The following is a 19168-nucleotide window of genomic DNA, read 5'->3' on the forward strand; positions in this document are numbered from 1 at the left end:
GGTTGGATTATCGCTCAGCTTACAGCTAAATCATCGCAAAATTAGGCAGGTTTACGCTTGGTATTCTTGGGGTGTCGTCAAACGAATAAAGAACGTCAGGCATTTAAGTTGCGTTTTTCTGGCAAAGTAGTTGCCCAAACGCACAAAATAAAACTCAAATCAATAAAAGGCGATGTCATCAAGCGAGTGAGTTTAACTCACAATCTAAAGATTATAACACAGATTATTAAAAAACGGGAAAAAATATTATGAATTTTTAGCAAAAGATAATGCCTGCGATTGTATCGGCTTTTTGGGTAAAATTTAGCCGTTTTTACTTTTAAATTCACCGCTAAAATGCCATAATAACTAAAATAGCGTAAAAAGCTTTTATTTTTGCAATAAGGACAGCTTGTGGTACAGATTCGTGACAGCTTGCCATTACTTGGCGGCAACAGCAGCAGCACTGACAGTGCAACTTTGACAGCCAGTCTGGTTGCACGATTGCATCCTGATTTTAAAGCTCAGCTTTCCCATCCTAAGCTTGCCACCACACTTGATCACTCAAGCACCACACAGGTGCCATCTAGCCTAAGTGAAGCAGACATTGATGTGGACGCTTGGCTTAAGTCAGTCTCTGAACGCTTTGGCAAAGATAGCTTACCCATGCTTAAAAAGGCGTGCGATTTTGTTAAAATTCAATCTGGCAAGCCACACGCCTGCCGCTCTGGGGCTTATGCCACAGGCATTGGCATGGCAGATATTCTAGCGTATCTATTCCAAGACGAAAACGCACTTATCGCTGCCATGCTATATCGGACAGCACGCCGAGAGTTGGTGAGTATTGACACTATTCGCCAAAATTTTGGTAGTGATGTCGCTCATTTGGTTCAAGACACGCTTGCCATCGGAAAGCTGTCAGAGAGTATCGAGAGCAATAAACGACTAGAAGACTACTTTGATGGCAACCAAAGAGAACAGCTTTCTAATATTTATAGCATGCTTGTCAGCACCACCAATGATGTGCGAGCCGTATTGATTAAGCTTGCTGAACGCACCTTTGCCATGCGTGAGTTATCTTTTGCACCACAAGATCGTCAGCAACGTGTGGCACGAGAAGTCATGACCATCTACGCCCCACTTGCTCACAGACTTTCCATCGCTCAGCTAAAGTGGGAGCTTGAAGATTTAGCATTTCGCTATATTGCTCCTGATGAATATAAAAAAATTGCTTCATTGCTTGCCGAAAAACGCAGTGAACGTGAGTTGTACATTGACACCGTCAAGCAAAGCCTAGCAGATGCCCTAGAAGGTGCAGGCATTAGCTTTGAGCTGTCTGGGCGTGTCAAACACATCTATTCTATCTGGCGAAAGATGAAGAAAAAGAACTTATCGTTTGATCAGTTGTATGATATTCGTGCCTTGCGTGTGCTTGTTAATACCAATGCAGAATGCTACTACACGCTTGGGGTGGTTCACGGCTTATGGCGTCATGTGCCAGAACAATTTGACGACTACATCACAAACCCTAAGCCTAACGGATATAAGTCACTACACACCGTTGTCATCGCCGAGCACCGCACCTTAGAAGTACAGATTCGTACCTTTGACATGCATTTTGAAGCAGAGCTTGGTAAAGCGGCACATGTAAACTACAAAGAAGGGCTTAAAGGCAAGCAAGACAACTATTTAGTTCAAAAGATTAGCTCATTGCGTCAGCTCTTAGAAGGCGATAAAGTTGCTAGCACCGAATCAGATATTGACGATTTAGACCTAGATAACGCTGAACGAATTTATGTTTTTAGTCGTGATGGCGATATCACCGAGATGCCAAAAGGTGCGACCGTCTTAGATTTTGCTTATTATGTGCATACAGAAGTCGGTAATCGAGCCCAAGGAGCTCGAGTCAATGGGCGGTATGTCCCGCTCACTCACCAGCCAAAGACAGGCGATCAAGTCGAGATTATCACCAAATCTAGCCGAGAGCCAAACCGAGATTGGCTGGTATCATCGCTAGGCTATATTCACACCAACCGAGCCAAGGCAAAGCTACGGCAGTGGTTTAATAAACAAGACCGTGATAAGAACATTGAGACAGGTAAGAATCTATTTTTGCGTGAGCTTGATCGCTTATCCATCAGCCTAAACCAAGTTAAGCTGTCTGACTACTTTGAAGAATTTAATGTCAAAAGTGATGAAGACCTATACCTTGGCATCTTTATGGGTGAGATTGGATCAGCACAGCTTGTCGGCAAGATTGCCACCAAGCTTAGCCTTGCCATACCTCAGGTAAATGAATCCACCATTGAGATTAAGACACCAGTACGTACCAATAAATACAAAATCGATCTAGAAGGCTTTGATAATGTAGAGCTACACCTTGCCAAATGCTGCAACCCCATTCATGGTGAGCCGATTGCAGGATTTATTACCCTATCTAATGGTATAAGCGTTCACAGTCAAGCGTGTGCTGAATATCTGCGCTTGGTCGAAAAAGAGCCTGACCGCTGTATCGTTGCTCGCTGGCAAGAAAGCTTTGGACGCTATCAACCTGTCGCCATTATCGTAGAAGCTTACAGCCGTGATGGTCTGTTGCGTGACTTAGTGCATGTCATTGATAAAGAAAAAGTGAATATTCATCGGGCTGAGACTGTTTTTTGTGATGATGCCATCAGTCAGATGAAGTTTTTTGTGGAAGTGGCAGGATTAACACATTTATCTCGTCTGCTAAATAAAATCGAACAGCAGCCAAGCGTCATTTTTGCAAAACGGAGTAATGGCTAATGCCAGAGTTACCTGAAGTTGAAACCACAAAAACAAGCCTTGCTGTGCTACTAAATCAACAAGTTGCCAGTGTCGCCATCAGTCAGCCAAAGCTTCGCTATGCAATACCCAGCGACTTATCAACTTTGGTCGGCTTTAGGCTAACAGATGTGTCTCGGCGTGCCAAATATCTGCTATTGACTTTTTTTAACGCCCAAGACAATCGAAAAAAGGTACTGCTTATCCACTTAGGCATGTCAGGTAGTCTTCAAAATAGACCCGCCAAAGATGGCGCACCAATGCCCATCAAGCACGACCATGTGGTGATTACCTTTGCCGATGATGATGGCAATATCACCCCATTGCACTATCATGACCCCAGACGATTTGGAATGATTTTATGGGCGTTTAATGATGATTTTATTGATAATACCGATTTGGCTTATGATAGATTTTTGGCACATTTAGGCCCAGAACCGCTCAGCTGTAACTTTAATGCCGATTACTTATATCAGTACATCACTCATTCTCGCCAAAGACCGATTGCCAAACCCATTAAGGCTGTCATCATGGATCAAAGCTGCGTGGTTGGCGTGGGTAACATCTATGCCACAGAAAGCCTATTTCTCTCACGCATTCATCCACAGACGCCTGCACATTTACTTAGCTTTGATGAAATTGCTACACTTGTTGAGCATATCAAAGCCATTCTACAAAAAGCCATTATCCAAGGCGGTACAACTTTAAAAGACTTTAGCACAGGTAATGGAAAAACAGGCTATTTTCAGCAAGTACTCCTTGCGTATGGACGTCAAAACCTGCCTTGCACCGTCTGTGGTACGCCTCTTGAGAGTGTCAAGATAACAGGCAGAGCCAGTGTGTATTGTCCGCACTGCCAAAAAAAACCTAGCAACTAAACTAGGTTTTTAAGGCTTTATAACTTACTTACTTAACTTTGCACTAATTTCACGCAGCAATAATACTTCTTCTGATGGCTCTGGTGCAGATTCCGGCTCTTGGGTCTGCTGACGACGCAGTCTGTTCATGCCTTTTACCATCAAAAATATGATGAATGCTAAGATAATAAAGTTAATGACAACTGTCACAAAGCTACCCCACGCCAACATCGGAGCACCTGCTTCTTTTAGGGCGTCATAAGTCATCGCCACGCCTTCTGGAGCGTCGCCAAGTAAGATGAATTTATTTTTAAAATCAAATTCGCCACCCATGATAAAAGACACGATTGGCATAATGACATCTTCTACCAATGATGTCGTAATCTTACCAAAGGCTGCACCAATAATGACACCAACCGCCAAATCCATAACATTGCCTTTTAGGGCAAATTCCTTAAACTCTTGAATTATACTCATAAGATTAACTCCCAAAAATAACCAAAGATAAACGCACAAAGTACGTTTATCTTGTAAAAAGTGGCAACATCATACTACAATGGATAAAAATTACTGTATCATCTATCAAGTATTATGTTGGTTTTATGTAAACCACTGCTGGCTTAAGCGTCTTTTTTACGACTAAAACGCTTACGCTCATTTTCGGTCAAATAACGCTTACGAATACGAATTGATTTTGGCGTAACTTCCACAAGCTCATCATCTTCGATAAACTCAAGTGCCTGTTCTAGCGTGTACTCAACAGCAGGTGTTAGCGTCAAGGCTTCATCCGTACCAGAAGCGCGCACGTTGGTCAGCTGCTTACCTTTAGTTGGATTCACCACCATGTCATCAGAGCGAGAATTAATACCGATAATCATGCCTTCATACACTTCAAGCTGTGGTTTAGCAAACAGACGTCCACGGTCTTGCAACGTAAATAAGGCATATGCCAAGCACGTACCATTGACCATAGAAATCAACACACCATTTTGGCGACCAGCCACTGTACCGCTTTTAGCTTCGCCATAATGAGAAAAACTTGACGTCATAATACCTGTGCCTGATGTCATCGTTAAAAACTCTGAACGAAAGCCAATCAAACCACGTGACGGTACAACCGCTTCAATACGGATGCGTCCTTTTCCATCGACTTCCATATTGGTCAGCTCACCTTTACGGTTGCCCATTTGTTCCATAACTGCACCTTGGTGCTGTTCTTCAACATCAAAAGTTACGTTCTCGTAAGGCTCGCACATCTTACCATCAATTTCTTTCATGATAACTTGTGGGCGAGATACGCCAAGCTCAAAGCCTTCACGACGCATATTTTCAATCAAAACAGATAAATGCAACTCGCCACGACCAGACACTTTAAATTTCTCTGGACTATCAGTGTCTTCCACACGTAAGGCAACGTTATGAATAAGCTCACGATCAAGACGTTCACGAATATTACGAGAAGTAACAAACTTACCTTCTTTACCAGCGAATGGTGAATCATTCACTTGAAAGGTCATAGACACGGTTGGCTCATCTACCGACAGTGCAGGCAGGGCCTCTACTACTTTAGGATCACAGATAGTGTCTGAAATATTTAGCCCATCAATCCCTGTGATACACACGATATCACCTGCGTGAGCTTCTTCGACATCGACACGCTCAAGTCCGTGATAACCCATGATTTTTAAGATTCGTCCGTTGCGAGTTTTACCTTCTTTATCAATCACGGTGACAGGCGTGTTTGTCTTAACAGAACCACGCTGAATACGCCCAATACCAATAACACCCACAAAGCTGTTATAGTCAAGGCTTGAGATTTGCATTTGGAACGGACCATCTACATCCACCTTCGGCGGCTCAACCACATCAACAATGGTCTCAAATAATGGGGTCATGTCAGTTGCAAGATTATCTGGCTCACGTCCTGCAATGCCGTTCATACCTGAAGCATATACGATTGGAAAGTCAAGCTGCTCATCGGTTGCACCTAGATTATCAAACAGATCAAAAACTTGATCCATTACCCAATCAGGGCGAGCAGATGGCTTATCAATTTTATTTAAAATAACAATCGGCTTAAGTCCACGAGCAAAAGCTTTTTGGGTAACAAAGCGAGTTTGTGGCATTGGGCCTTCTTGAGAGTCAACAAGCAGTAGTACACAGTCCACCATACTCATCACACGTTCCACTTCACCACCAAAGTCAGCGTGTCCTGGGGTGTCCACGATATTAATGCGATAGGTAGTGTCAGTGCGTTTGTCGAGCCATTTGATTGATGTGTTTTTGGCTAAAATGGTGATACCACGCTCGCTTTCTAAAGCATTAGAATCCATCACACGCTCAATCTCGCCTGCACGCTCACCCAATGCACCAGATTGTTGTAATAACTTATCAACAAGCGTGGTTTTGCCATGGTCAACGTGAGCTATAATGGCGATATTTCTTAACTGTTTGATATTATTCATGTTTTTACCTAAAAATTTTGGTTGATTATTTTTTTATGTACACTATTGTGTACACATAAGTTCATAACTTAATAACTTGATGTCGCATTATACAGATAACGCAACAAAAAAGCTAAAAAAATGAAAATAATGCTTGATTATCTAATTATAATTAGATATAATAAGCACATATACAGAGCAAAAGCTCGACAATCAACCCAAAGCTACAGGAGCTTACAAATGAAAGTAGTACATATTGATAAATTCGGATTTGGTGATTTTTTTCATGACAACAAAATGAGCGGAGGTACTGCAAAAAACGGTACTCGATATGCAGAAGTTGTTGTTAATTCTGAAATTTACCACACTTTAAAAAACGGCTTGACAATCATCGGTACTCATAAAAAAAATGGTAGTACTAGAACGTATGAGTTTAACGGTGAACACGGCAGGGAATTTTACAACTATCACGCTCAGCTTGTTGTAAGATTTTATGGAAAAATGACAGACAAAAAATTAGCTTAATTGCGATTTTTGAAAAACCCAAAAAAAAAAAATTTTCTAGGTCATGTATGAACAATAACTATGTATTCAATCGTTTATTAACAACGCTCAATTTACACCGTAACCACGACATGACCGCCAAAATTTTTAAGCTTGGTGGCACGCACTCTGAAATAACAAAGTCGCTAGTTAAGTCATGGCGTATCAGCGATGAACAAAACAGGCTGTATCGCCCCATGCTAGACAAGACACTAATATCGTTTTTTGACGGCTTACAACAAGCAAGCAAAGATGAGTTGATAGATATTAATTGCGATATTGTTATAAGAATAAAGGAGTAAAAAAAATGGCAAACACTACCAAAGCTCAAGCAAGAGCAGTTAAGCAATATCAACAGACTAGCGAAAGTTGGACTGTACGCACAAAAGACGAACAAAAGATGCAAATGCTTAAACAAGCAAAAGCAACGGGCAATTTGTCAAAAATATTTTTTGAATTTTTAGAAGAATATTTTAAAAAAAATGAAAATAATGCTTGATTATCTAATTATAATTAGATATAATAAGCACATATACAGAGCAAAAGCTCGACAATCAACCCAAAGCTACAGGAGCTTACAAATGAAAAAATCTGAAATGAAAGCAATCAAAGAATGTCGTGAGAATATCATCGGCTTTCTACACCCCAATGAAATGCAAACAATCAACGCGATTTTGGGGATTGATGTTGATAAGCTAGATTTTTATACTGTTTGTGATTTAACTATCAAAAATTATGCAGATAAGAAAATCACAAATAAAAAAGCAAGTGAAGTGTTTGACATTCTTTCACAAGCAAATAAGCAATTTAAAATAGAGCGTTATCGCTATGACAAGTCTACAAAGACAATCTATGAATTTGATGAAGAACACGATGCGTATTTATTCTTAGAAAATAGCGGACACGGAAGATATGTTCACTTAGTTACAGTTAACGGTATGTATATCTAGTGTTGATTTTCTAGATTATAAAATACACATAAGACTTAGATTTTTAAAGAAAACCGCCCACGCTGGCGGTTTTCAAGACTAAAACAAGATTACGAATATCACTCAATGAACTATAAAATCTTGAACTAAAAGTAAAAGTATTTGATGAAATTAAACTTGACAAATCAAATTTATTTTAATAAGATAGTTCATGTAGTTATTACGCCACTGCAAAAAAGTGGCTTAGAAAGTTCTACAATTGTTAAAAGGGTTCACCACCGCTTAGGTGGCTTAGAAAATTGTATAATTTTAAAATATGTTTACCACCGCTTAGGTGGCTTAGAAAGTTATATGATTGTAAAAAAGGTTTACCACTGCAGAAGTGGCTTAGAAAATTATATGATTGTAAATCAGTAATAACTACCAATAAACCCCCAAACTTTGGGGGTTTATTTTTACTTAAGCCCTACTAGATACGTTGTCCGACCGCCACGCTTAACAGCTGTTAGAAACTGACTTCGCTGGTCACCAGCATTTGACTTGTAGCCTAAATGTATCCATGTGCTATTTTCGTCAGGGAATTCTAAAATAAGCTGGTCAAACTTTTTTAGCTTGTCTTTTAAAAAGTTAGCAATTTGTCGTGTTGTGCCAAATTCAGGACACTTAAAGTCAATTGCTCGCCCAAAAGTGTGTGCTGATGTATTAGACCCACCCACCGCACGATTGACATTGGGCGAACGATAACCGCTAGATATATGAATGGGTTTTCCAAGCAGGTCTCTGACAGGTTGCCACAGATTTACGCTACTATCTATCAAGTTTTGCAATACCCCAGCATCAGGGATATTATCAATGCCACGAGCTTTTGCGGTATTGCTGTGTAATAGCTCGTTTAAGCTGATGTTTTGCGTGATTTTAATCGTCTTGCCTACAGCTAAAGCGTGCTTTAATGCACGCTGTGACTGCACCCCCCACACGCCGTCAGCAGGCGTGTTTATTTGTTCTTGAATGTGTTTGATGTTCACTCAAATCCCTCAACTTCTAAGGCGTCTGTGACTGCTGGTACTTCAACGAGTTTAATCACACTAAGGCGATTTTCAAGCATAGCTTTAGTAATGCCTTTTGTGATGGTTGTGATGTCTTCTGGCAAGATTTTAACCGCTGCAGCAGCCGTCAGTTTAGCTTGAGTTACCTTGTCATTTAAGGCGATAAGCTCATCAACGTCTTTTTGACTGATAATCTTATATTTGTCAATCTCTTGTCGCTTATTGTATGCTATCTGCAAAGCTTGTTCAGCGGCTTTCACTCTAGTTTCAGTACTCTCAGGAATGCTGTCTAAGACAAGCCTTACTTCGTTTGCGTCTTCTTTTGCAGTATAATATTTTGAACTAAATAGACCAGCTGGCATATCATGTTTACCAGTTCTGTCTTTAAACTTAAAAACAAATTCATGTAAACCCTTACTAAACGCATCGTCAAGATTAAGAAGAACCGCCCCATCAGGTGTAATGACAGTATCTTCATTAAAATTGATGGTTACGTCGCTGTGGTCATTTATAGCAATTACCCGACCAATAAAATCTTTTAAGTTTACCTTAGGGGCTATAACGGGTTCTCCTTGATACGTAAGATGCAAATAAAACTGCAGAATACCATCATCACGCTTTTTGGCAGTGATATGCCAATCATCAGCTATTGGATAACTGGGCGTGCTTGTCTCATCTTTATGGTCTGAATGCTCCATCACTTCTGAATAATCACTATACCCATCATTATCGGTGTCTTTGTTATCAGGATTTGTGCCGTATTTTTCGTATTCATCATAATCTGTGATGCGGTCATTATCTGCATCTCTTTGTTTTTCGGTTAAAGCAACGGTTCTTAAAGCACGAGCCATTAATTTATCAAGCCCATCTAGGCGTGCCTTATTCTCACCATAATTTGCATCGATTTTTTCATTGATTTCAGCGATTTTTTTCTCAATGTCATCAATGCCTACCGTTTTATCGGTGCTTGTTGTTGTTTCGGTGTTGCTTGGCAACTTGTTAAGTTTATTATCAATCTTAGTCAAAAGCTCTTTAATCTCTATGATGTGTGTTGTGATAAGCTGTAATACGCTAGAAATGGTTGGTTTCATGTTATGCTCCTGTAGTTAGTGCGGTTTCAATGGTTTGTAAGATGTCATTGTCAATATGACTTTCTAGGGCTTGTAAGCGATTTTTAATGTCACCGATTTGCTTTAGCATTTCTGCTGTTGCCGAGCTGCCTTGTAGTGCGTCCTCAATTTCTTTTAATGTGTCAAACGCACTGCTTGCCCCATCTGTGATGTTGTGTACTTTTGTAGCAACTTCGTTAATTGCCCCTGCCAGCGTCTTATCATTTGTGCTAAGGTTTTGGGTATCGCCTATTTTCTGCTTGACGTTATAGACAGCGATAGCGACTTTTTTCATTGCTTGGGTTGTTTGGCTCATATCATTCTCCGTAGGTTAGCCAGTGTTCTACTAATAGGACCAACTCGCCTTCTTGTTCAGGCAAATTGATGGGTGTAACATCGTCGATTTGAACTTCGATGTCTTGTTCAACGTGTAGCTCTATTTGCACATATCATCCCCTTTTTGTCATGTCATGGGTAAGGCTTATCACCCCCTGCACAAGCGTCTTAATACGCCCATCTTTCATCGTTGCTTGTAAGTCGTATTTTGCCATTGACCATGTTGCGTTATCTGTCATGTCGTGCGAAAAGTTCACGATAATAACGCCAGTATCTACAATAAAAATGCCGTCATCGCTAGACAATGACAGCACTTGTGTACGCTTAGTTTTAGTTTCAGTGTATGCTTGTAAATCAAGCCTTGCAATTTGGCTTGTGTCGTATGGTGCATCGCCTTGCGTAAATCTAAATCGCTTGGCAATATCATCACCACGATACAAGCTAAGTTTGATTTTTGGTGGCATTAGCTCCCCTTGTTGATTACGTTGTCATAGATTTTGGTTAACTGATTGATGGCATTACCGCCCAAGTGTCCGCTGATTGCCACAGCCACAGCGGTGATGTTTAAGGATAATTCCCATTCACGGCACAGTAAAAAGGTTGTAAGACCTGCAAAGCCACTTAAAAACAGTTCACCAAATAAGTTTAAAAATATCTTGCCTAATGGCTTAGGTTCGGTGGCAGTATTAAGTCGCATGATAAAGCTTGCCAAGCCACCTAATAGCGATAACACAAGCACATAAGGCAAGGTGACTAAGACTTGAAGCCACTGGTTTTCTGTCATATTTTCTCCAATAAAAAACCGCCCATTAGGCGGTAATCCACTTATCGTCTATCCAACGCCAAGGCTTGACGTTATCAGGCGGTGGGGTTAGGGTGAAATCTTTATCATCGGATAAATCACGTATGACACCATTTGGATTACCCACGTCTTGATAAAGATATTGACCTGTTGTCTTGTCATAGACATAAATTTGAATGAACATGTTACTCCTTAAAAACGAAAAAAAAGCCAAGTAACTTACACGAAAACGTATAATTTACTTGACTTTTATTATAGGTTAATCTATAATAACACCAACTTAGCAAGTGGTGGCACACTTGACTAAGGAAGCCCCAAAAAGGGAATATCAACCAACAGGAGATAACCAATGAGAGTAGTCATTGTGATTATCTTGGTGTTATATAGCCTGCCAGCTTACTAACATCAAGCACCTAAGGGCATAGCCTAAGGTGGAGTTAGGGGAAACCCTAGCTCATCTCCTTAAATCTTATAATAACACACCACAGGAAAAAGTCAAATGCCAAAATACACCACAAATCCAAAATCACGCAATCAAATCCAATACGACAGCGATGCCAAGCGTGGCATGAAAACCAAGGGCTTTAAGCTACACATAGACGACATCGCCATGATTGAACAGACCGCCAAACGCTTAGGTATTCCCCAAAACGAGCTGATTGTTCGTGCGGTGTTAGCGTTTGACCATCTAGACAATTAAAAGTACTTAAATTTAATGTTTTGATGGTCAATAAAATCACCTAAAAGCGTGATTGAGCTTTCACCGCCCCAGTTATTGACGATAAGGCGTATCGTATGTTCGCCAGCTGGCAGTTGCAAATTAACGATTTTTCGTTCACGACCGCTATGCTGAAATTGCAACGTTTCATCAACATAACAAAATAACGTATCATCAGCATAAACAAGCTTTTGGCTAACTTGTGTTGCCCTTTCAACAGTTACTTTCATCTCGTACATCGTAGCAGGAGTTTGAGAGCCATCACGCTGTGATGTAACGTGCTGAAGTCCGCCCAAAGACGGCAATACATGGCTATACTCGTAATCAAAGATTTTGGCAAACTTAGATGATTCTTGTTTAAACTGCCTAATTTGTTCTTCAAGCTCACGTATTTCACGACTAAGATTAATAATTAAATCGTTTTTTTCCGATTTTTCGGACAAAATTTTGTCAACGTTAAAATCCCAGCCCAAAAGTGAAAAAAGAGTTTGATTTTTTTCTTTTAGCAGTCGCTCTTTATCAGCCAGCTGTGCTTTAGCTTGTTCATCAAATGCACCAAATTTATTAGGCTGGTTAATATCAGCTTGTGTTAAAACACGATTGGCATAATAAACCTTATAATGCGGAAATAAGACGGTTTCATCTAGCTGATTAATGCCAATTTTACCTTGCAAGCGTTCAGCCTTAACAATACCACCAAACACACCGCTTTTGGCAGTCAGGTTGCCTTGTGCATCCACGATAAACTTATCATTAATGTTAATTGTACCACCGCTGATGATGACATCGCCTTGCATATACATACCAGCAGGTACAGTTATGCCATTTATCGTCTGTGGGTGAGTTAATACCGTAAACGGCTTTTTACCATCATTAGGATTGCCCAAATAAAACTGGTCAGCGTTAATGCCAAATCGGCTAGTAACACGCCCATTTTTAAGCTCGCTGATAAGCCCATAGCCACTGATGACACCGTTATTATCCACCGTAACCGCTTTAATCGCACTTACGCCATCAATAGACTGCTCTACGTTACGGATTTTGGTGCTATAGCCGTTTACGTTCGTTTCAAGCTGTCGCACCTTTTCGCTGGTGGCTCGGATAGTACCGCCTTGCTGTGTAACCGTACTTGTCAAGCTGTTTAAGGCACTAGCATTCGCTTTATTGCCAAGGTTTTGATTAAGCTGGGTTAGCTGTTGCCCTTGACTTGTAATATCACGCCCCTGCTGGCTAACGGTGCTTGATAGGCTACTGACAACTGAACTGTCTGCTTTGCCATTTAATCTTGAATTAAACTGCCGAACTTGCCCACTGACCACGTTATCGGTTTGGGCTTTGGTGTAGTAGTTATTTAAGGCACTGGCACTAGCTTTACTCCCCAAATCTGCCCTTAATCGCTCGGTTTTTTCGCTTAACGCTTGTGTAGCCGTTGTCTGTGTCTGCTTAAACTCGGTTAAGTCAGCACTCACATCATCTATCGCCCCATCTATCACCTTTAAGCTTGCATTTGATACAGATATACGGCTTGTGTCACGGATATTGGTGCGATAAAAATGCAGTGCGTTATTACCGCTTATCCCAGCGTTCCACGTCAGCTGTTGGGGTGTGCCGTTGGCTGTGATACGCCCAATGCTATTTGCCCCTGCTGCACTTGAGTTATAAACAAGTAGCTCACTTTGGGGGTCGGTGGTGATACTAACTAGCACCTTTTGCCCTGTAGCTATGTTTTTTACGATGGGATAACTTGCCACCAAAAACTGGTCCGTTGTACTATTTGTGGTATTTTGTAATAAGTTTTTAGAATTAAGCACCCCATCAAAGCGTGATTGCAAGCCATCAAGCCGTGATGATGCCGCCTGTGTGTTATCACTAATGGCGTTTACCTGCTGTACTACCCCTGCTACAGCCCTATCATTAGCCGTCTTGTAGCCATTTAGCTCTGATAAGGTTTGGCGGTTGGCGTCGCTGACATCATCAATACGCTGGGTTAAGCCTGTTTGCAGTCCGTTTAACAGCCCACGCACTTCGCCTGTTTTGGCATTGATGGCTTGCGTGCGGTTTTGGATTTCTTGATTGATGGCTGCCGTGCGGTTTTGGATTTCTGTCGCAAGATTCGTCTCATTTTGTCCGCTCTTATCATAGGCGGTGTTAATCTTACCACGCAACGCATTATCTAGCATATCGCCTGTGATGTCATCAGATAATAGCGATAAAATCTGGCTGGTATCAGCAGACGTGGTAATCGTTTGCCACTCGCTCCAAGTACTCACATTGCCCAGCTTATCCACCGACCTTGCACGGTAATGGCGTGTCAGATTGCCTTGTAAGCCTGTAATATTAGCCGTGTTGGTCGGATAGGCATATTGCCCAAGAATGCTAGTTGTTTGCTTATCATCACTCACCTCAATCTCGGCAAAGGCAATGTCTGTATCATCAGAATATTGCCATGATAAATCTATGCCAAATAATATGCCTTTACCGCTAAAGCTTGATAATGGCTTAGGCGGTGCGGTTTTATCGGTGATGGTGGTCTGATGGCTTAGCGTATAGCGACTGCTGTTGCCAAAGCCGTCCACCGCTTTTACTCGTGCCAGATATTCACCTGCTACTGCGTTATCAATATCAATACTAGTAGCGGTCGTTTCACCTAATAGCTTCCAGCCTGTGCCGTCTTTATTGTATTCTACGACATAGTAATCTGCTGCTAAGACTTGTGAATAATCAATGGTGATTTTGATTTGATTTAAGCCTTGGTGCGTGTAGTTAAACTGGCTGATATTGACAGATGACGGTGCGGTAAGTACCTGCTCATGCACTTTAACAGGCTTAGGCGGTATGGTGTAGCCGTGTTCTGCTACGCTAAATTTAGCGATTTCATACTGCAACGCGGTGATGCTAAAGGTGTGGTCATCGTTATGCGTCATGTGCAAAATGCGGTAATTATCTGCCCCACCCATGCTCCACACATCGCCAATATTCACTTTATCGCTAAGCAGTAGCTCATTGCCGTTTATGCTTTCAACGCTTAATGTGCGACCGCCTACGATGATGCTATCTTGGTCTTTGGGGGTGCGGTCTAGTACGACATGGCGTGTCTTGGTGGCGGTTAGGGTAACTTGATTGATGGTGCGTTCTTGGCGTGTGCTTGTGCGATAAATATACAAATGACTGTTGCCACTTTTCCCCACGTTCCACGTCATCACAGCACGAGCTGTGCCATCTACCACGTTTATGCGACCAATCTCGTTTGCCGCCGCTGACTCTGAATTATAAATCAGATATTCACCATCGGTGGCACTAAGGCTGATGGTAACTTTATCGCCATCATTAAAAGCTTGCTTTAATGCCAAGCCCACAATCAGATGATTAGATGTGGTGGTAGGGGTCATGCTTTCAACCAAATTAGCCGACCCCACAATCCGCCCACTAAGACCAGCGCGGCGGTTATCGGTAATACTAATCACATCGCCCACTTTTGGGATAAAGCCGTCAAGCCCTACGCTAAAGCTTACCGTTTGTGTTTGCATCTGCTCGGATAATAACGCCCAGCGTCCTGCTCTGATGGCTTGGGTGCGACTGGTACAGCCAAAGGCGTTAATCTTAACGATACGTATGCCGTATTTGGCTATCGCTTGTTCATCTTTAACGTGAACATAATCGGTCTTAAAGTCATTGTCAGGGTCATCATAAGCAATTTGGGCGATGGTGTGGCGGTCTCTTGCTCGTGTGCCTGTATAAACAAACTCGCCATTGACCACGTTTGCCGTATTAAAATGATAACTCGGCTCTTTTGGCGTGTCAGCGTCAAAGACGATTTTTTCGCCGTCCCAAAAGCTCATCGCACGAAAGATAGATGATAGGTTTTGTAAAACGCTAAACGCATTTTGGGCTTGCTGAATATACACATTGACACGAAAACGTGGTTCACGTCCGCCACGCCCATCGTCCACCAGCTCATCGCAGTACTGGGCTAATTGGTACAAGCTCCATTTATCTACTTTGCCATCTAGCCGATTGCCCAGCCCATATCGTGTATGCGTGCAGATGTCGTATAGCACCCATGCAGGGTTATCAGAATACGCCATCTTAAATCTGCCGTCCCAAAGCCCTGTATAAATGCGTGTTACAGGGTCATAATTGGTAGGTACTTGGATAATCATGCCACGCATACGCACCGATAATTTGGCAATATTACCAAAGGTATTTGCGTCATATTTTAGGGCAAGTAGGGCGGTGCAAGGATAGCGTAATTTTGCGTCCACAACTTCGGTCAAAGCGATAATGCGCATTTTATCGCCGATAAGCTCGCTGTTTTGGTTGGGCGTTTTTCTACGAACTCGGATTGTCCAATGGTTTTTAGCTTTTGGCAGGTTGATTCTATGGCTTTTTTGATAGCCTTGCGACGCTTTTTCGTCAATAAAGGTATCTAATACGGTCAAATACGCCCCGTTATCAGTTTGTAAATCAATGGCATAATCAATGCGATAAGCCCCCACATCGCCATTGTCATGCGTTTTGTATAAGCCATTAAAGCCAATGCGAACCACCACAGCAGACAGCTGGGTATTGGTAATCTCTTTGACAAAATGACGTGAACTATTTAGCTCAACGCCCACGCCAATCTCGTTTTCAACCGCATTAAAGCCGTCAATGTGTGTTTGGTCCAATGTACCAGCACGATACGACCATTCCACGCCATCAAAGTTAGGCTCGCCATTGTCATTGATGATAGGCGTGCCATCTAATTTAATAGATTTACCGCCATCAACAAGCCCTGCCACTTCACCTTCTGATAGCCCATACATCGCTTGTAATACGGTTGTGCTTTGGGCGGTGTCTTTGGCGATGTTTGGCTTGGCGTCTTTTTTTTTCTTAGCACCTTGAATTTGCATGATTTTACCCTTTACCTTTAAATGCTTTTTTAATAAGGTCAGTAGCTGCATTGTGTAACGTTGTCATAACGACCCCTTGTATCATTTTATCTTGGGCATATACAGACGCAGATATTACAAATCCACCAATCTCACGCTCGCCATAAAGGATGGGTACAGGATTGCCTTGTGCTACTGTGGTAACCGCTGCCCCAAAGCCGTTATTGGCTTTATTACCGTCAGGGTCATCAGGTTCATGTTTTGGCGTGGGCATAAGTAGGCTTGAGACACCGCCCATCAAAAGCCCTGCACCAACACCGATTAAGGCAGATGACGCCCCTGCCGTAATAGTGCTGGAAAATACGCCAACACCAATCATCGCAATCCCTGCCACGGTCTGTAAAATACCGCCAACCTTACCGCCAGCCCCTTCAATTTGTGGCACGATATGAATGTCAGATTTGGCGGTTTGGTTATGGATTTGAGTTTCACCAATGTTGTTTTTTAATACCTTATCGCCTAAAAATACGGCTAAATTTACGCCACGTTGTGCCATAAATGCTTTAAAGGCAGGTATTTGACACGCTAGGGCGTGCGTTGCCTCAAAAGCGGTCTTAACATCTAGCACAAAGGGCGTGCCGAATTTTTTAGCTAAAATGCCGTAAAAGTGGATGGTTTTCATTTGACAGTACCTAAAATTATTGTATAATGTATCTATACGCTATATGGATAATGTTTATGATTGTGTCGTTTGCTCACAAAGGCTTAGAAAACTTTTTTACCACAGGTAGTACCAAAGGCATTCAAGCTAAGCATAAAAACAAACTTGCCATACAATTAAACGCCCTAGATACCGCCAAAAGCCCCCTTGATATGAATACCGCAAATTGGCGTTTGCACCCTTTAAAAGGCAATTTGGCAGGGTATTGGGCAATAAATGTGAGTGGCAACTGGCGTTTAACTTTTCGCTTTAATGACGATGGCAATGCCGAAATTGTAGATTACCAAGACTATCACTAAGGAGACTTTTATGAGAATGCACAACCCCCCACACGCAGGGCTTGTTTTGCGTGAATATATAGACGGTCATAGCGTAACCGAAGTTGCCGAACGCCTAGGCATTACTCGTGCTAATCTTAGCCGTATTTTAAATGGCAGACAAAGCATCACCGCTGAGATGAGTGTTCGGTTGCATTATCTACTAGGAACAAATCCTAACTTTTGGCTGGATATGCAAAAAAAATACGACCTATGGCAAGCCGAGCATAACTCAAACATTGACTATTCAGCAATCAAGCCTATTACTAGACCGCAAATTGCTTATGTCTAACCACCAACGCCGTCCGCTTACGCCATGTCTCGCCATACAGCTCACGCACCGACAGCGTGCCGTAGGGGTGATGTAGCACTAAGCCTGTCATGGGCGTAGGCGGTGTTTTTTCGCTCGTAAGCTTGCCATCATCAAGATAGATTAAAGCGTGGTTAATGTGGTGCGTACGTCCGACATAGCAAAGTATCACGTCATGCTTTTGTAGCTCGTCTATCTCAATTTGTACAAAACCTGCTTTTTTAAAGTTATCTTGATAAAGCGGTTTATGGTCTTGATTTTCCCACCATGCGTCTGTGCGGTCAAAATCAGGTAACGTTATGCCTAATTCACGCTCATAATAATCACGCACAAGGCTATAACAATCTTGCACGCCGTGGTGATATTCACGCCCTAATAAGGGGGCGGTGTAGGCTTTTGGTTTATGGCTTTTGATATAAAACTGATTATCAGAACTAATCGCACAAATTAGCCAGTCGGTGTCATGTACTGCCATCTGCACACGGTCAAGCTCGCTAGGCAGTACATCGCCATCAGGGTGGCTGTGGACGATGGCTTGTATCTCGCCCAAGCTTGAATACTTGATAAAGTCTTTTGGGCTAATGATAAAGGTGTCATTAGGGTTATCCGCCACGTTGTCGCATGGGTAATACTCACCGTTTATCACAAGACCGCAGCACTCTTTGGGGTACTCTGCCTTAGCGTGGTGTTCAATGGCTAGTTTTAGTTTTTTGGTGATTCTCATATTAACCCTGCCGCCACAAATCCGCCAAAGCTGTCTTCATTGCCACGAAGTTTACAATCGCTCATTAAGCCCCCACATTTGTCTTGTTCTAAGTTATCCACAGGATTGCCTTGTTTATCAAACATCAATGCCCCTGTGTAACCGCATTCTTCACCCCGATAGCGGTTGCACATCTCCCAATGGCAATAGTTTGTGATATTTCTAACAGGGATTTTTTGACCTTCAAAGTCAATCGGGTTAGATAATTCAAACTCAACCACGCCATGCGTTGGGTTTTCGTTTGTCTTTTGTTCTATTTCCCAAATTTGTTTTTTGTAGTTGTGGGCGTCATCAAGATACTTGGAAAGGGTGTGATAGACGCTAAGCCTTGCCCCTGCAAAATCATGATACACCCTACATAAGGCACTAATCGCCCCTTGTACGCCATCTAAGTTATCAGCGACTATAAGCTTTGGCATACTTGCTGTGCCATCGCCGCGCATTTCTAGCCCATCAGCACGAATGGCAATGGGGTGGTAGTCTTCCCCTAGAAAATTAATCACGCCACTATGCCCATGAAAGCGATAAATGCCAGCCCCTAGGGGCGTGGCATCTAATTCATACAAGGTAACTAGCCCTGTAATTTCACGGCTCTTTATGTCATCGTTAAAGCTCATTGTG

Annotated in this window: 23 protein-coding genes; 10 read left to right on the forward strand and 13 right to left on the reverse strand. The window is 42.1% G+C overall.

Annotated features, from left to right (window positions below; all coding sequences use genetic code 11):
- The first annotated feature begins 393 nt into the window (after window positions 1-393).
- Together LU293_RS04080 and mutM are read left to right on the forward strand one after the other, a co-directional pair.
- Window positions 394-2763, forward strand: coding sequence for a RelA/SpoT family protein (locus LU293_RS04080; RefSeq protein ID WP_242749126.1), 2370 nt, complete (start codon window positions 394-396; stop codon window positions 2761-2763).
- The gene (gene mutM, locus LU293_RS04085) at window positions 2763-3659 is read left to right on the forward strand and encodes a bifunctional DNA-formamidopyrimidine glycosylase/DNA-(apurinic or apyrimidinic site) lyase (RefSeq protein WP_242749128.1); all 897 of its coding nucleotides are present in this window, start codon (window positions 2763-2765) and stop codon (window positions 3657-3659) included. Before LU293_RS04080 ends, mutM begins: the two co-directional genes overlap by 1 nt.
- A 24-nt stretch (window positions 3660-3683) precedes the next feature.
- Here mutM and mscL read toward each other — a convergent pair whose 3' ends face one another.
- Together mscL and typA are read right to left on the reverse strand one after the other, a co-directional pair.
- The gene (mscL, locus tag LU293_RS04090; RefSeq protein WP_242749130.1) at window positions 3684-4115 is read right to left on the reverse strand and encodes a large conductance mechanosensitive channel protein MscL; all 432 of its coding nucleotides are present in this window, start codon (window positions 4113-4115) and stop codon (window positions 3684-3686) included.
- Between the two features lie 143 nt (window positions 4116-4258).
- On the reverse strand, window positions 4259-6103 hold the full coding sequence (typA, locus tag LU293_RS04095; protein ID WP_242749132.1) for a translational GTPase TypA: 1845 nt from the start codon (window positions 6101-6103) through the stop codon (window positions 4259-4261).
- 219 nt (window positions 6104-6322) lie between these two features.
- On the opposite strand from typA, the gene LU293_RS04100 reads away from it, so the two are divergent.
- The 5 genes from LU293_RS04100 (at window position 6323) to LU293_RS04120 (ending at window position 7971) form a co-directional block, all read left to right on the forward strand.
- Window positions 6323-6607 carry a hypothetical protein gene (locus LU293_RS04100; RefSeq protein ID WP_242749134.1) on the forward strand — a complete coding sequence of 95 codons (285 nt, stop codon included), beginning with the start codon at window positions 6323-6325 and terminating at the stop codon, window positions 6605-6607.
- 47 nt (window positions 6608-6654) lie between these two features.
- Window positions 6655-6927 (forward strand): DUF1456 family protein, encoded by a 273-nt coding sequence (locus LU293_RS04105; protein ID WP_242749136.1) that lies wholly within the window; start codon window positions 6655-6657, stop codon window positions 6925-6927.
- Between the two features lie 5 nt (window positions 6928-6932).
- On the forward strand, window positions 6933-7124 hold the full coding sequence (locus LU293_RS04110; RefSeq protein ID WP_242749138.1) for a hypothetical protein: 192 nt from the start codon (window positions 6933-6935) through the stop codon (window positions 7122-7124).
- 82 nt (window positions 7125-7206) lie between these two features.
- Window positions 7207-7575: a DEAD/DEAH box helicase family protein gene (locus tag LU293_RS04115; protein ID WP_242749140.1), complete on the forward strand. Its 369-nt coding sequence runs from the start codon at window positions 7207-7209 to the stop codon at window positions 7573-7575.
- 156 nt (window positions 7576-7731) lie between these two features.
- Window positions 7732-7971 (forward strand): hypothetical protein, encoded by a 240-nt coding sequence (locus LU293_RS04120; protein WP_242749142.1) that lies wholly within the window; start codon window positions 7732-7734, stop codon window positions 7969-7971.
- 38 nt (window positions 7972-8009) lie between these two features.
- Here LU293_RS04120 and LU293_RS04125 read toward each other — a convergent pair whose 3' ends face one another.
- From LU293_RS04125 to LU293_RS04150, 7 genes are read right to left on the reverse strand one after another with little or no spacing between them, the layout of a single operon-like run.
- The gene (locus tag LU293_RS04125) at window positions 8010-8579 is read right to left on the reverse strand and encodes a D-Ala-D-Ala carboxypeptidase family metallohydrolase (RefSeq protein WP_242749144.1); all 570 of its coding nucleotides are present in this window, start codon (window positions 8577-8579) and stop codon (window positions 8010-8012) included.
- Window positions 8576-9691 (reverse strand): GA-like domain-containing protein, encoded by a 1116-nt coding sequence (locus tag LU293_RS04130; RefSeq protein WP_242749146.1) that lies wholly within the window; start codon window positions 9689-9691, stop codon window positions 8576-8578. The genes LU293_RS04125 and LU293_RS04130 overlap by 4 nt, the downstream gene beginning before the upstream one ends.
- A 1-nt stretch (window position 9692) precedes the next feature.
- Window positions 9693-10025, reverse strand: a complete 333-nt coding sequence (locus tag LU293_RS04135; protein WP_242749147.1) for a hypothetical protein — start codon at window positions 10023-10025, stop codon at window positions 9693-9695.
- A gap of 1 nt (window position 10026) precedes the next feature.
- On the reverse strand, window positions 10027-10155 hold the full coding sequence (locus LU293_RS09805) for a hypothetical protein (RefSeq protein ID WP_256462122.1): 129 nt from the start codon (window positions 10153-10155) through the stop codon (window positions 10027-10029).
- Between the two features lie 3 nt (window positions 10156-10158).
- A complete protein-coding gene (locus LU293_RS04140; protein WP_242749149.1) occupies window positions 10159-10509 on the reverse strand; it encodes a hypothetical protein in 351 nt (116 codons plus the stop codon).
- Window positions 10509-10829 carry a phage holin family protein gene (locus LU293_RS04145; RefSeq protein WP_242749151.1) on the reverse strand — a complete coding sequence of 107 codons (321 nt, stop codon included), beginning with the start codon at window positions 10827-10829 and terminating at the stop codon, window positions 10509-10511. The genes LU293_RS04140 and LU293_RS04145 overlap by 1 nt, the downstream gene beginning before the upstream one ends.
- A gap of 25 nt (window positions 10830-10854) precedes the next feature.
- A complete protein-coding gene (locus tag LU293_RS04150; RefSeq protein ID WP_242749153.1) occupies window positions 10855-11031 on the reverse strand; it encodes a hypothetical protein in 177 nt (58 codons plus the stop codon).
- A 315-nt stretch (window positions 11032-11346) separates the two neighbouring features.
- On the opposite strand from LU293_RS04150, the gene LU293_RS04155 reads away from it, so the two are divergent.
- Window positions 11347-11547, forward strand: a complete 201-nt coding sequence (locus LU293_RS04155) for a hypothetical protein (protein WP_242749155.1) — start codon at window positions 11347-11349, stop codon at window positions 11545-11547.
- On the opposite strand, the gene LU293_RS04160 is transcribed toward LU293_RS04155, so the two are convergent.
- Together LU293_RS04160 and LU293_RS04165 are read right to left on the reverse strand one after the other, a co-directional pair.
- Window positions 11544-16457, reverse strand: a complete 4914-nt coding sequence (locus LU293_RS04160; RefSeq protein ID WP_242749157.1) for a TipJ family phage tail tip protein — start codon at window positions 16455-16457, stop codon at window positions 11544-11546. The two genes, LU293_RS04155 and LU293_RS04160, sit on opposite strands and share 4 nt — an antisense overlap.
- A gap of 4 nt (window positions 16458-16461) precedes the next feature.
- Window positions 16462-17118, reverse strand: coding sequence for a tail assembly protein (locus tag LU293_RS04165; protein ID WP_242749159.1), 657 nt, complete (start codon window positions 17116-17118; stop codon window positions 16462-16464).
- Between the two features lie 56 nt (window positions 17119-17174).
- Here LU293_RS04165 and LU293_RS04170 point away from each other — a divergent pair, with 56 nt between their 5' ends.
- Both LU293_RS04170 and LU293_RS04175 read left to right on the forward strand, forming a co-directional pair.
- The gene (locus tag LU293_RS04170) at window positions 17175-17456 is read left to right on the forward strand and encodes a type II toxin-antitoxin system RelE/ParE family toxin (protein ID WP_242749161.1); all 282 of its coding nucleotides are present in this window, start codon (window positions 17175-17177) and stop codon (window positions 17454-17456) included.
- Between the two features lie 10 nt (window positions 17457-17466).
- The gene (locus tag LU293_RS04175) at window positions 17467-17766 is read left to right on the forward strand and encodes a HigA family addiction module antitoxin (protein ID WP_242749163.1); all 300 of its coding nucleotides are present in this window, start codon (window positions 17467-17469) and stop codon (window positions 17764-17766) included.
- Here the strand turns inward: LU293_RS04175 and LU293_RS04180 are convergent.
- Window positions 17741-18508, reverse strand: coding sequence for a C40 family peptidase (locus tag LU293_RS04180; protein ID WP_242749165.1), 768 nt, complete (start codon window positions 18506-18508; stop codon window positions 17741-17743). The two genes, LU293_RS04175 and LU293_RS04180, sit on opposite strands and share 26 nt — an antisense overlap.
- A complete protein-coding gene (locus LU293_RS04185) occupies window positions 18505-19164 on the reverse strand; it encodes a phage minor tail protein L (RefSeq protein WP_242749167.1) in 660 nt (219 codons plus the stop codon). The genes LU293_RS04180 and LU293_RS04185 overlap by 4 nt, the downstream gene beginning before the upstream one ends.
- Window positions 19165-19168: the final 4 nt, after the last annotated feature.

The organism is Moraxella nasovis, assembly GCF_022701215.1.
Classification (GTDB): domain Bacteria; phylum Pseudomonadota; class Gammaproteobacteria; order Pseudomonadales; family Moraxellaceae; genus Moraxella; species Moraxella nasovis.